We start from the raw sequence: 13,299 nt of genomic DNA, 5'->3' as shown, positions 1-13,299 counted from the left end.
TGTAAAGCCTGCGCTTCCGTTCTCCGACTCTCCCGACGTTGCACGAGCTCGTCAGCATCGTCGTCAGATGAGGGCGCTCGACGCGGGCGGCGCCGGCGCGGGCAGACCGAAGAGCCCTGCGAAGAGCCTCGGTCCTGAATAGGCGATCAAGAACCCGACGGCGACACCGCCCCAGAAATCCTCGATCGCGAGGATGGGCTGCACGTCCCTCTTGCGCGCGAGCAGGACGACCGCCATCGTGACCAGGACGAGCGACACGGCGAGGCTCAAGCCGGCCTCCACGTCGAACGGCGCGGCGCCGCCCCGCGCGGCGAACCAGCCCCCGACGCCCCCGAGCACGGCGCCGCAGATCATGCTCGCCAGCGACGAGCTCACCTCGAGGACGTGCTCGATGGTGTCGACGTTGCTCGCGCCGTCGATCTCGTACTCGACCTCGATGAGCAGCCGGTACGACGCGGTGCGGAACCACAGCGTGCGCCGCGATCGCACGGTGAAGCTCCGCGCCGTCGAGTTCCCGGCCTGGAGCACCGTCGGAGGATCCGGGGCCCACGACGACAGGATCGCGCCCCGGACCGCGTCTGCGTCGTCGCCGCCGAGGAGCCCCTCGGGCGCGGCGCTCCCCTCCTCGCCGTCCTCGTTCCAGGCGCCCGCCGTGGGTCCCCGGCCCCGGAGGCCCGTGCTGTGCCGGAGCGGCGGGTGGAGCGCCGCGAGCCCGGCCTCGCCGCCAGATCCGCGGAGATCGCGCGCGATCGCGGGCGCTCTCGGCGCCGCGCCGCGCCCGGGCGGGCAGCGCCGCAGCAGCCGCCGGACGGAGCGGAGCAGCCGCGAGCCGACGGAGTCGCCGCCCGGCGCGAGCGCCCGCGCGGCCCCCTCGATCCCGGCGAGTCGGTCCTCGAGCCTCTCGATCCGCTGCTCTGTCCACTGCCGGTCGATATCGATGAGCTCGGCGGGCAGGCTCGTGCTCACGCGGCACAGCGAGAGCGGCGCCTCGAACGGGTTCTGCACCGTGACGAAGAGGGAGAACTCCTGTCCTGCGACCAGCCCGTCCGTCGATGTCGACACCGAGGTCCGGATGGCTCCCCTGAACGGCTTCGCTGGCTCCGGTCCTGCCATGAGCTCGTTGGATGAGCGCACGTCAAGCGGCGTGCCGCGCGCCGCCTCCGATCTCCGACGATCACGCTGGATGACCTCGGCAGGCTGCAGCAGGAGCGCACGCTCCTCATGCTCGCTTCCAGCGGTCGTTCGGGTCCACAGGGCGAGTCGTGGGGCCGTGCGATCGGCGTGCTGGTCGGGTCCGTCTGACCGGGCCCGCGCTCCCGACGGCGTCTGTCGACCAGCACCCCGTCGCCCGCTCGCATGTGTGGTAGACAGGGGTCTCGATTTCCTCGCTCAGGGGTGACCTATGGCCCGTGCCTTCCCGTTCTTCTCGCCGGAAATGCAGCAGGACCCGTATCCGCGGTATGCGCAGGCGCGCGCGGAGGAGCCGATCTTCTTCAGCGAAGAGCTGGGCATGTGGGTGGCCGCTCGGCAGGCGGATGTCGCCGCGATCCTCCGCGACACGGACCGATTCTCGTCGCGGCTCACCACGATGAGCGTCAAAGAGCCGCCGCCCGAGGTGGTGGCCGTCCTGCGAAGGGGGTTCCCGCGGACCACCTCCATCATCCACCTCGACCCACCGGAGCACACCTCGGTCCGGCGGAAGATGAACGCCGCGTTTGGCGCCGAGCGAATTGCCTCCCGGAGGGATCCATCTCCACGCTGGCGAACCAGCTGGTGGCCTCGTTCGAGGCGGAGGGTCGGGCAGATCTCATGGCGCGCTTCTGCGGCCCGCTGCCCGTGGCGGTCATCGCGGGCATCCTGGGTGTCTCGCCGACCGACGCCGGCAGGTTCGGTGAATGGGCTGATGACGCGGCGCGCCTGCTCATGAGCGGTCACCTGCCGACCGACGCGTGGGTGAGAGCGGCCGAGAGCTTCGTCACCATGCAGCATCACCTCGCGGGGCTCCTCTCTGCGCGGAGGACCGCGCCGGCCGACGACCTCCTCTCCGTCCTCGTCCAGGCGGCCACGGACCCGAGCGGTCAGCTCGACATGGCGAAGGCCGTCAGTTATGCGACCGCGTTCGTGTTCGCGGGCCACAAGACCACAACGGACCTGCTCGGCAACGCCGTGCATCTCTTGCTCCTGCACCCTGACACGCTCGCGGCGCTCGTGCGCGATCCGTCCCTCGCCGCCGCCGTCGTGGAGGAGACGCTCCGCCGGGACTGCCCCGTTCCCGGGACGAGCCGTGTCGCCAATGTCGACGTGGCGATCGGAGGCGTCATGATCCCCAAGGGGGCGCGGGTCTTCGTGCTCCTGGGCTCTGCCAACCACGATGAGGCCGTCGTCGAGGCCCCCTCGAGGTTCGAGCCCGGGCGCCCCGATGGCGGCGAGCACCTCGGGTTTGGCCGCGGTGTGCACTTCTGTCTCGGCGCGCCCCTCGCGCGGCTCCAGGGGCGCGTGGCGCTCTCCGTGCTCACGCAGCGCTTGCAGGGCCTCCGCCTCGCGAGCGATCGGCCGGTGCAGTTCCGGCAAGTCACCATGTTCCGAGGCCCCGTGTCCCTCGATGTCGCCTGGGACGTCGAGGTTCAGGGGTCGAGCGCGTGAGGAACGCGCGGGAACGCAGGTGAGCTCGTGGGCGCGCTGCTACCCTGTCCTGCCGCGGTGGCGGAGAGGTTGAATGTGCCCCGTCAAGCCGGGACATGTCGCGCGGTCGGGGATTGACATCTCCGAGGCCTTCGGATCTCATCCTCGCGCATGATGCGCGAAAAATTCGGACACATCCGAGGATCGGGCGCCAGGCCCAAGCTGGGTTTCATTCTGGGGCTCCTCCTCGTCGCGGCCTGCGGACAGAAGGTGCGAACGTTCGAGTCGTCGTCGAGCTCCAGCGACGTGGGGAGCGGCGGAGGCGGCGGTCATGCGGGCAGCGTCGGCAGCGCGACAGGCGGCGACGAGACCGGAGGCGGCGGCGGGACAGGCGGCGACGGGACAGGCGGCGACGGGACCGGAGGCGAAGCCCCCCCGCCCCACTGGGATACGTTCGAGCGCGTCGGTCATGACGATCTCGCCAATCAGATCTCGAATTTCCTTCCGCAGGTCGCGGTCTCGGCCAATGGCGATGCGCTGCTCGTGTTTTATGATCAGGACACCGTCTGGGCGCGCCGCTACGTCAAGGAGAGCGACAGCTGGGACCCGCTGCTGCAGGTCAACGACGCGGCCACGAGAGGCGTGAACGCCAGGGTCGCCATCGACGACGAGGGCAACGGGGTGGTCGTCTGGTATTCGTCCTCGGTGGGCGGCGCCGTGTTCGGCAAGCGGTTCACGGCATCGCTCGGATGGCCCGCCGGGTGGGGCACGGTCGAGACGATCGCCGTGGGCACCTCGGGGGTCTCGAAACATTCGACGACGGTCGCGATGACCCCCGCCGGCCATATCGCCGTGGGGATCGACGTGAACACCGTCGACACCTCGGCGCGTGAGGGATACCTGGCCATCTACGAGGGCGGGCAGGGCTGGCAGACACCGGTGAAGGTGTCGGGGAGCACGACCAGCTGCAACGGCACGGCTGTCGGCGTCTCGACCGTGGGCACGACGCTGCGCGCGGTGGCAGCGTGGTACCAGTCGGACGGCGGGCGTCTCAACGTGCTGGGCAACGTGGTCACGTACGATCTGACGACGCACAAGGGCAGCGCGGCAGGCCCGAAGCCGCTGGAAGCGGACGACACGCTCGATCATTTGAGCCCACGCGTCGTGATGGATGGCAACGGGAACGCGATGGTCGTCTTCCTCCAGCGCGACTCGACCTCCTCGGTGTCACACGTGATCGCCAATTCCTATTCAGGGGGCGTGTGGGCCGGAGCCACCGGCGTGGATACCGCGGGCCAGAGAGCGACCGACTACGCGGTCGCGATGAACGCGGAGGGTGACGGGGGCGTGGTGTTCCGTCAGTGCGGCGCCGGCTGCGCGATCTGGGCGCGGCGCTTCTCGGGGACGACGTTCCAGCCAGTCGACAAGCTCTCGGTCGAGGAAGATAGTGTGAGCGGTCCCGAGATCGCCGTGGATGGGGCCGGGCGGGCGCTCGCGGTGTGGACCCAGAAGGCCGCCGCCCTCCGATCGATCTTTGCCAGCGAGCTCTCCCCCGCGCAGGGATGGACGGAGGCCCACGCGCTGGAGGACGACAACGCCGCCGAACACTGGGAGCCGACGGTGGGCTTCGGCCCGAACGGGACCGGGATCGCCGCGTGGGTGCGCGAGACGACGACGACGAACGACATGATGCGTCGCACGATCTTCGCCGATGTTTACAAATACTGAGGGCGGCGCTGGGCGACCGCTCCACGAACATCTGAGTCCAGGCGTCCACGGTCCTGGTGGGCCTTCAGCCGAGCTCCAAGAAAGAGCTCTTACGCGCTCATCCGCAGGACAGCGCACGCAGAGGGGCTCAGGACGGGGGCACGTTGATCAGGCGGGCCGCGCACCGGCCGCCCTGGCAGAGGCAGCCGCCGCCGCAATCCATCGTTCCGGGCCGGCACTCCTGCGTGCACATCAGGCCTCGATCACACATCGGCGCGGTCGCCTTCGCGATGCACGCGGCCGCGTGGCAGGCGCACACGGGCACACAGTCTGCGTCGCTCTTGCATGGATCGCTGCCCACGACGATCCGCTCACCCATCGGGGCGGCTTCCGGCGGCGTGGCGGGCTCTTCCGCCGGCGGCGCGTTCGCGCCGGGAAGCGTGTTCGTGCCGGGAGGCGCGTTCGCGCTGGGAGGCGCGTTCATGCCGGGGGGCTCGTGCGCGGGCGCCCTGCACCCAGCGCCGCAGAGCCCCGCGGCCAGGATGACCCCCATCGACCCATCGAGGATGTGTCTCATGTGCGTGCTCTCTCACGGATCGCCACGACGTTCCACCCGGCCCGCGAGCTCACCCTCGCCCGGCGCCGCCCTGGAGCGGCGGCCGGCGGACCACGACAGCCGCCCGGCGGGCTGCCGCCCCGCCCCCCTCGGCCGCCCCGGCGACCCGGGACCCCGGCCGCCCCGGCGGGTCGAAAAAAAATCGTCGGCCCCATGTCGAGCAGGCCCACCGTGCTCCGACATCCAGGCAAAGCGCGGTCGCGGTGACCGCGCCGCTCTCACCTCACCGCCGGGCCCGACCCCGGCCAGGAGCCCCGATCATGACCACCACGCAGAAGATCAAGACGTGCCTCTGGTTCAGCAACAACGCCGAGGAGGCGGTGCAGTACTACCTGTCCATCTTCAAGGGCTCACGGATCCTCTCCGAGCTCCGCTCGGGAGACGCGGGTCCAGGGCCCAAGGGCTCGCTCGTGATGGCCGAGTTCGAGCTGAACGGCCAGCGGCTCATGGCCCTGAACGGCGCCCACCAGAAGTTCAACGAGACGTTCTCGCTCGTCGTCACCTGCGAGACGCAGGAGGAGGTCGACGAGCTCTGGAGCAAGCTCACGGCCGACGGCGGCGCCGAGAGCCAGTGCGGGTGGCTCAAGGACAGGTTCGGCGTTTCCTGGCAGATCGTCCCGTCCGCCTTGATCCGGCTCATCCAGCACCCGGATCCGGCCAAGGCGGGGCGGGTCATGCAGGCGATGATGCAGATGAAGAAGATCGACATCGCGCGGATCGAAGAGGCCGCCCGATAGGCCCCCTCGTCCGGCCCACCCGAGGTCCGGCCATGGCTCGCCGGACCGGGCCCCTCACGCGAGCGCGCGGATCGCGCGCAGCACCGCCTCGACGTCCGCCTCGGAGTTGAGCAGGCTCGGCGCGACGCGGACGTACGAGGTCGCGTACGGCCCTTCCGAAGGGCGGGATGCTCGGGCGCAGCGTCGGCCAGAGCTCCCGCCTGCCCCAGAGCACGCCGGTGCCCCGCGGCCCGAACATCCATTTGTGACAGCCCGCTGCGAAGAAATCGCAGCCGAGCGGCGCCGCCGGGGCCGGCGAGATCAGGGCGCCGGGTTCGGGTACCGGGCGTGGATCTGCTCGATCTCTCCGAGAACCTCCGCGGCGAGCACCACGCCCGCGCTCTTCACGTTCTCCTCGAGCTGCTCGAGCGTTGTCGCCCCGAGGATGGTGCTCGCCACGAACCATCGGCTGCGCACGAAGGCGAGCGCGAGCGACGCCGGGCTCAGGCCGTGGGCGCGCGCGAGCTTGACGTAGGCCTGCACCGCCTCGTCCACGTTGGGCTTCCTGTAGCGCTGGCCGAAGGTCTCGAACCGGGCGAAGCGCGAGCCCGGCGGCGGCCCGCCCACGTGCTTGCCCGTGAGCAGGCCGAACGCGAGCGGGCTATAGGCGAGCAGCGGCACGTCCTCGCGGCGCGAGGCCTCCGCGAGCGCGGAGTCGAACGTGCGGTTGACGAGGCTGTAAGCGTTCTGGATCGACACCGGCCTGGGGAGCCCGAGCTGCGCCGCGACGCGGCTCCACTGCGCCACCCCCCAGGCGGTCTCGTTGCTGAGCCCGAAATACCGGACCTTGCCGTCGCGGATCACCTCCGCGAGCGCCGCGAGCTGCTCGGCGATCGGCGTGCTCGAGCGCTCGTTCGCCGGATCGTAGGCGCTAGCGCCGAACTGCGGCACGTACCGATCGGGCCAGTGGATCTGGTAGAGATCGATGGTATCGGTCCTGAGGCGCCGCAGGCTGTCCTCGACCGCGCGCCGGACGTTGGCGCGGTTGATCGCGAGGGAGCCGCCGCGGACCCACGGGATCGGGCGGCCCGGCCCCGCGATCTTCGTCGCGACGATCACCTTGTCGCGCGGCCGCTGGCTCAGCCACTCGCCCACGTAGCTCTCCGTGCGCCCCTGCGTCTCGGCGCGGGTCGGCACCGGATACATCTCGGCCGCGTCGATGAAGTTGATCCCCGCGTCGAACGCGTAGTCGAGCTGCGCTCTGGCGTCCTCGAGCGTGTTCTGCTCGCCGAACGTCATCGTCCCAAGGCAGAGCTCCGAGACCCGGAGCTCGCTGTCACCCAGCTGTCGGTAGTGCATGGCTGTCCTGTCCGTTGATTGCCAACTACCACGGGGCAGCGCCAATGTCCAACATAACGGACAACATATCTTTTATAACGGACCAACGCCTCTCCGCGCTCGATGGCGCCCGGGGACCTGGAGCTCGCCTCCCGCGGCGCAGGGGTCCCCGGTCGCTGCCGCCTCGCAGAGGAGGACCCTCCGGGCGCGGTCACGTCGTGTCGTCGTCGAGGATCTCTGACGTGGATCACTCGGCCCTGCGGGCCGGTGGCTCCTCGAGGAGCGACGTCAATCGATCGATCTGGATGGGCTTGACGAGGTGCGTCTCGAAGCCTGCCCCCTCGGAGCGCCGGAGATCCGCCTCCTGCCCATAACCGGTGAGCGCGATCAGCCGAACACGCTCACCCGCCGGCTGCTCGCGGAGGCGCCGCGCGAGCTCGTAGCCGTCCATCACCGGCAGCCCGATGTCGAGCAGCGCGACGTCGGGCGCGAACTCCTCCGCGATCCGGAGCGCGGACGGGCCGTCGGAGGCGACGCGCGTCGTGTACCCCATGGCGCCCAGCGACTCGGCCAGGAGCTCGACCGCATCGAGGTTGTCGTCCACGAGCAGGATGCGGCGCCGGTCGACGAGAGATGGAGTCGCCTGCGTCCCGGCCATCCAGCGCGCCGGCGCGGCCTCGGGCGAGCGCGCGTCCGCCGCGGCCGGCAGCCGGATGGTGAACTCGCTCCCGCGCCCGCGGCCCTCGCTGTGCGCGCTCACGCGGCCGCCGTGCATCGCGACGAGGTTGTGGACGATGGCGAGGCCCAGGCCCAGGCCGCCCTGGGATCGGTCGAGCGCCTGGCGCTCCTGCACGAAGCGCTCGAAGACGCTCGGCAGCATCTCGGGGGCGATGCCGATGCCGTTGTCGCGCACGGAGAGGACGACCTCGCCCTCCACGCGCCCGGCCCGGACGGCGATCTCGCCGCCGCTCTCGGTGTACTTCGCGGCGTTCGTGAGCAGGTTCGAGACCACCTGGGCGAGCCTCATGACGTCGCCCTCCACGGCGAGGCCGCTCGAGGGGACCGCGACCGTGAGGTGGTGCCGGCGCTGCTCGAGCAGCGGGCTCACCAGCTCGACCGCCTTGGCCACGACCTCCGCGATCTCGATCCGCTGCTTCTTCAGCTCGACCTTGCCCCGCGTGATGCGGGAGACGTCGAGCAGGTCGTCGACGAGCGCCGTCAGGTGCTTGATCTGGCGCTCGATGACGAGCCGCTCGCGCTCGGCGTGCCCCCCGGCGCGGAGGCGCATCAGGTGGAGCGCCGTGACGATCGGGGCGAGCGGGTTCCGCAGCTCGTGGCCGAGCATCGCCAGGAACTCGTCCTTCGCGCGGTTCGCCCGCTCCGCGTCGCGCCGCGCGTCCTCCGCGCGGCGCAGCAGCTCCTCGCGCTCCCGCGCCGCCGCCTCGAGCTTCTTTCGCGCCCGCACGTACTCGGTGACGTCGAGCGCGACGACCAGGATCCGGGCGACGGCAGCGCCCGGCTCACGCATCGGGTGCAGATTGAAGCTCCAGTACAGTTCTTCTCGCACGCCACGCCCGCGATCGAGGTCGAAACGGTAGCCGTGGGTGACGAACGGCTCGCCGCTCGCGAAGACCCGGTGAAAGACATCGAGGAGCGGCGAGCCGACGATCTCCGGGAAGGCTTGCGCCAGCGTGCGTCCGATCACGTCGCGATGGCCCACCATGGCCACCAGGTAGGGGTTCGCCATCTCGATCACGTGCTCGGAGCCACGGTAGACGGCGATCCCGACAGGCGCCTGCTCGAACAGCGCGAACATCTTCCCGCGCTCCCGCTCCGCGGCCCGCCGGTGCTCGGCGAGCTGAAGGTGCGTCGCGACGCGCGCGATGAGCTCGCGCGCCGAGAACGGCTTCACGAGGTAATCGTCGGCGCCGGCCGCCAGCCCCTCGACGCGGGACTCCTCGCCCGCGCGCGCCGAGAGCATGATCACCGGCACGCACCGCGTCGCCGGATCGGCGCGCAGCCCCCGGAGCAGGCCGAAGCCGTCGAGGCCCGGCATCATCACGTCGGCGACGACGAGATCCGGCGGCGACCGCCGGGCGCTCTCGAGCGCGGCCGCGCCGTCGCTCACGGCCTCGACGGCCCACCGCGCATCGAGGATGCGCCGCACGTACAGGCGCATGTCGGCGTTGTCATCGGCGAGGAGGATGCGCGCGCTCGGGCCGAGCGGGGCCGCGCCGTGGTCGGGCTCGACGCGATCGCCCGAGGCGGGCGCCTCCGCGACGAGCTGCCACCGCAGCGCCTCCTCGACGTAGGGCGCGGCGCCGGTCGCCGCCGACGAGAGCGCCTTCTCGAGGCGGACGCGCTCCGCCGGCAGGTGCGCGGACCCGCGCGGGATCGCGATCGTGAACGCCGTCCCCTCGCCCAGGCGGCTCTCCGCCCGGATGCTGCCGCCGTGCAGGCGCACCAGCTCGTGCACCAGCGCGAGCCCGATCCCGGAGCCCTCGTGCGTGCGCGCGCGCGCCCCCTGGACGCGGTGGAAGCGCTCGAAGAGGTGCGGCAGCTCGTGCTCGGGGACGCCGGTGCCCGTATCGCGCACCACGAGCTCAACGTGGTCCCCGCACACGCGGAGCGCCATGGCGATCTCGCCCTCGAACGTGAACTTCAGGGCGTTGGACAGCAGGTTCAGCACGATCTTCTCCCACATGTCCCGGTCGACGAAGACCGGCTCCGGGAGCTCCGGGCAGTCCACCGTGAACGCGAGCCCGGCCCGCTCGCTCGCGGCGCGGAACGCGCTCGCGAGATCGGCGGTGAGGCAGGCGAGGTCCGTGGGCTCGTAGGACGCCTGAGCGCGGCCCATCTCGAGGCGGGAGAAGTCGAGCAGCGCGTTGACCAGCTTGAGCAGGCGCAGCGCGTTGCGGTAGGCGAGCGAGAGGTGCTCGCCGCAGAGCGCGCGCTCCGGCGACGCGAGCGCGTCCTCCATGGGGCCGAGCATCAGCGTCAGCGGCGTCCGGAGCTCGTGGCTCACGTTGCTGAAGAACAGCGTCTTCGCGCCGTCGATCGCGGCGAGCTCCTCGGCGCGCCTGCGCTCTTCCTCGTAGGCGCGCGCGTTCGCGACGGCGGTCACCACCTGATCGGTGATCAGCCGGAACAGCCCGCGGTACGACTCGTCGAGCAGGCGGCGCGGGCTGACGCCGCCGATGAGGAAGCCATACGGGCGATGCTGGCCCGGCCGCGAGAGGGGCAGGACGAGCGCCTGCTCCGGCGCGCTGCCCCAGCGGCCGCCGGGCAAGGCGCCGAAGCGGGCCGCCAGATCGCCCACGAGGATCTCGCCGGAGGCGCGCGCCGCCTCCGCGAGCGGCCAGGTCGAGGTCCGCTCATCTCGCTCGTGGAGGGAGACGCGCGCCGGCTTCGCCGCTCCCTCGTACCCGTCGAGCCCGCTCGCGCCGACGAGGCGCGCCTCGCCCGTGTCGCCGTCCAGGAGGTAGAGCAGCGAGAACGGCAGATCGGCGTCGTTCGCCGCGAAGATCTCCACGGCTGTGCAGCACGCCTCCTCGGCGGACTTCGCCTGGGCGGAGCGCGTCGCGAGATCGCGCAGCATGTGGAGCTGGCGCGCGTCGAGCACTTGCTCCGTGGTCTCCTGCACCGTGACGAGGACGCCGGCGACCCGCTGGTCGTTGCCGGGTATCGGGCTGTAGGAGAACGTGAAGTACGTCTCCTCGACGAAGCCCCGCCGGTTCACGGGGAGCATGAGGTGCTCGCTCCACGTCGCGGGCCCGCCGTCGAGCACGCTCTGCGTCATCGGGCCGATGACGTCCCAGATCTCGGCCCACACCTCGGCCGCCGGGGCGCCTATCGACGCGGGGTGTTTCATGCCCAGGATAGGCCGATAGCCATCGTTGTAGATGTGCAGCATCTCCGGCCCGAGCAGCGCGAGCATGGGGAACCGATTGCCCAGCACGAGGCCGACGACGGTCTTCACGCTTATCGGCCATGTCGCGACGGGGCCGAGCTTCGTCTTCGCCCAGTCGATCGAGCGCATCAGGGCGCCCATCTCGCCGCCCCCAGCGAGGCAGTCCTCGTCGCTCGCGTCCAGGGCGCCGCCATCGGGCGCGGGCTCGACGACATCTGGAGACTTGTTCCGTATGCCGGCTGGCCGCATGCAGCGCCATGGTGAAGGAGATCCCAGGCGCTCGCCACCGGGACGAGCGGCGCGTGGCTCCGGCGCCGCCGGCCTCGATTCACCCGGGCGGCCAGGAAATGGGCGAGCGCGGCGGCCTCTGCGGACGGCGCGGCGGCGCCGGATGGCAGAGCGTGATCGCCCGAGCCGGGCGGGGCGACCGGCGAAGCTCGCCAGCCCGCTGCCAGCTTCGGGAGCACCGGATCGGGTTGATGGGGTGACTAGGGTGAATCGATGCCCGGCGCTGCGAGGGAAGGCGCGATGATCTCGCCGGGCGATGATCCGGTCCGCGTCCGGAGGCGCACGGCTCGGAGGGAACGATGGTCGCTGCCGGTGAGTTACCGCGACAGGCACCGTGGCTCATAGTTCGGCTCACGCGCGCGGGAGCGCGACTCGGCTCTCCGAGGCTGCCCCCGCACCTCTCCCCGCCCGTGCCCACCGCGCCCTCGGAGCCCGCGAGCCGGGCAGATGCGTGAACATTACAGCGTCAACGGAGTCACTCGACGCAACGGCCACCTTCCCCCTCCGGTTTGAGCTTCATCTCTCCGCGGAGGCTCCCGACAGCCTCCGGTTTGAGCTTCATCTCTCCGCGGAGGCTCGCAGGAGCATCCGCGCTGATGTTCACTTCTCCCCGGCGGTCCGCGCGAAGCACGAACCGAATCCCCGGCCGTACAAGTCAGCAATCCACACACGCCTTGCTTCCTTGTGGTCGCCTCCTGTACTCTACCACACCGGGAGGTCACGGTAGCCGATGAACGCGCCGAAGGAGACTCGCACGGGGGCCGCGTTGCTGAAGGAGATCCACTCCGTCACCGACCACCTGGATCGCAGCGCCGCGCTCGCAACCCTGAATGCCGCCATCGCCCGGATGCCGCAGCCCGCGTGCATCGCGCTCTATGGGTCCTGGGGCGCTGGAAAGACGACGCTGCTCCGGCTCGCGGAGAACCACTGGCACGACGACAAGGAGCCCATCCGCAACCGCGCGATCTGGTTCGACCCCTGGGAGCACGAGCAGCGCGGCGATGTGATCTCGCCGCTGCTCAATGCCATTGTCACGCACGTCGCCCGCTGGAACAACGCGGAAGACAACGCGGGGCTCGTCGACCTCGCGGCGCGGATCGGAAAGACGCTCCTCTCGCTCGCAGCGCGGCTCGGCGCCCAGGAGCTCGGCAAGCGACTCAAGATCGAGGACCTGACGCCGGACGACGTCACCAAGTTCTTCAAGGGTTGGAAAGAGTTCCACAACGACGTCGACCGGGTGAAGGAGCGCTTCAGGACCCTCGTTCAAGATCATGCGTTGAAGGGCGCCGAGCCGGGGGCCCGGCTGGTCGTCTTCCTCGACGATCTCGACCGCTGTCTGCCCGAGAGCGTCGTCAACCTGCTCGAGGCGACGAAGCTCCTCCTCTGCGGAACGCGCGGGACGCCGGTGACGTTCGTCTTCGGCCTGGATCGGACCGTCGTGGGCGAGGCGATCGCCAAGCGTTACCCGGGGAGCAGCTTGTATACGGGCGAGAGCTACCTGGAGAAGATCTTCGATCTGTCGCTCGAGGTCCCGCCGGTCCAGAAAGGACTCCTGGATGCGTTCCTGGACGACGTGCTGGAGCAGGCCGGCCTCGCGGCGCAGCTCGCCTCGGTGGGCGGGCGCCCGATGCTGGAGGAGGTGTTCCTGATCCCCGCGCTCGCGAACCCTCGGGTCATCAAGAGGAGCATCAACCGCCTTCTCCTCCTGCTCAGCTCGAAGGAGAGCGCGGAGAAGACCGAGAAGCAGTTCCGCACGGAGCGCGATCGCGAGCGCCTCCTGCTCTGGCTCGCGGGCGCCGAGCGGTTCCGCGGGTTCCGATATGCGTTCCTGGAGGCCAGCCCCGCCGAGGTGAAGGCCTTCCACGCGGCGTGCCAGGGCGACACCGCGCAGGTCCGGATCGGCGACGGGCTGCGGCGCGTGATCGGCACGCCCGGGTTCCTCGGCTTCTACGATCGCCTCGTCGGCGAGCGCGCGAGCGCCGAGACCGCCGACACCGAGCGGAAGCTGAGCAAAGGCGAACAGGCGATGTGGACGATCGCCGACATCGACGCGCACCTCCGAAGGTACGGCCTGTGACACCGCGTGGTCCGGAGCGCCCCGG

The 13,299-nt window shown here is 70.7% G+C and carries 9 protein-coding genes; 4 read left to right on the top strand and 5 right to left on the bottom strand.

Features of this window, described 5'->3' with window-relative positions; genetic code table 11:
• Window positions 1–63: 63 nt before the first annotated feature.
• On the bottom strand, window positions 64–1,113 hold the full coding sequence (locus WMF22_RS04080; RefSeq protein ID WP_438034904.1) for a hypothetical protein: 1,050 nt from the start codon (window positions 1,111–1,113) through the stop codon (window positions 64–66).
• Between the two features lie 660 nt (window positions 1,114–1,773).
• Here WMF22_RS04080 and WMF22_RS04075 point away from each other — a divergent pair.
• Both WMF22_RS04075 and WMF22_RS04070 read left to right on the top strand, forming a co-directional pair.
• Window positions 1,774–2,643: a cytochrome P450 gene (locus tag WMF22_RS04075; RefSeq protein ID WP_438034903.1), complete on the top strand. Its 870-nt coding sequence runs from the start codon at window positions 1,774–1,776 to the stop codon at window positions 2,641–2,643.
• Between the two features lie 249 nt (window positions 2,644–2,892).
• A complete protein-coding gene (locus WMF22_RS04070; RefSeq protein WP_438034902.1) occupies window positions 2,893–4,350 on the top strand; it encodes a hypothetical protein in 1,458 nt (485 codons plus the stop codon).
• A gap of 127 nt (window positions 4,351–4,477) precedes the next feature.
• Here the strand turns inward: WMF22_RS04070 and WMF22_RS04065 are convergent, their stop codons facing one another.
• A complete protein-coding gene (locus tag WMF22_RS04065; RefSeq protein WP_437297800.1) occupies window positions 4,478–4,906 on the bottom strand; it encodes a hypothetical protein in 429 nt (142 codons plus the stop codon).
• Between the two features lie 299 nt (window positions 4,907–5,205).
• On the opposite strand from WMF22_RS04065, the gene WMF22_RS04060 reads away from it, so the two are divergent.
• Window positions 5,206–5,682, top strand: coding sequence for a VOC family protein (locus WMF22_RS04060; protein WP_438034901.1), 477 nt, complete (start codon window positions 5,206–5,208; stop codon window positions 5,680–5,682).
• Here the strand turns inward: WMF22_RS04060 and WMF22_RS04055 are convergent.
• The 3 genes from WMF22_RS04055 to WMF22_RS04045 all read right to left on the bottom strand — a co-directional run bounded on the left by WMF22_RS04055 (window position 5,618) and on the right by WMF22_RS04045 (window position 11,158).
• Entirely contained in the window at window positions 5,618–5,983 is a 366-nt protein-coding gene (locus WMF22_RS04055) for an aminotransferase class V-fold PLP-dependent enzyme (RefSeq protein WP_437301526.1), read from the bottom strand. The two genes, WMF22_RS04060 and WMF22_RS04055, sit on opposite strands and share 65 nt — an antisense overlap.
• The gene (locus WMF22_RS04050) at window positions 5,983–7,020 is read right to left on the bottom strand and encodes an aldo/keto reductase (RefSeq protein WP_437297798.1); all 1,038 of its coding nucleotides are present in this window, start codon (window positions 7,018–7,020) and stop codon (window positions 5,983–5,985) included. The genes WMF22_RS04055 and WMF22_RS04050 overlap by 1 nt, the downstream gene beginning before the upstream one ends.
• Window positions 7,021–7,246: 226 nt before the next feature.
• A complete protein-coding gene (locus WMF22_RS04045) occupies window positions 7,247–11,158 on the bottom strand; it encodes an ATP-binding protein (protein WP_438034900.1) in 3,912 nt (1,303 codons plus the stop codon).
• A gap of 769 nt (window positions 11,159–11,927) precedes the next feature.
• Here WMF22_RS04045 and WMF22_RS04040 point away from each other — a divergent pair.
• Window positions 11,928–13,274 (top strand): KAP family P-loop NTPase fold protein, encoded by a 1,347-nt coding sequence (locus WMF22_RS04040; RefSeq protein WP_438034899.1) that lies wholly within the window; start codon window positions 11,928–11,930, stop codon window positions 13,272–13,274.
• The last annotated feature ends 25 nt before the right edge of the window (window positions 13,275–13,299 follow it).

Origin of the sequence: Sorangium sp. So ce204 (assembly GCF_051526795.1) — a bacterium.
Taxonomy (GTDB): domain Bacteria; phylum Myxococcota_A; class Polyangia; order Polyangiales; family Polyangiaceae; genus Sorangium; species Sorangium cellulosum_B.
The sequence above is the reverse complement of the archived record's forward strand: the minus strand, read 5'-3'. Positions and strand labels throughout refer to the sequence as shown.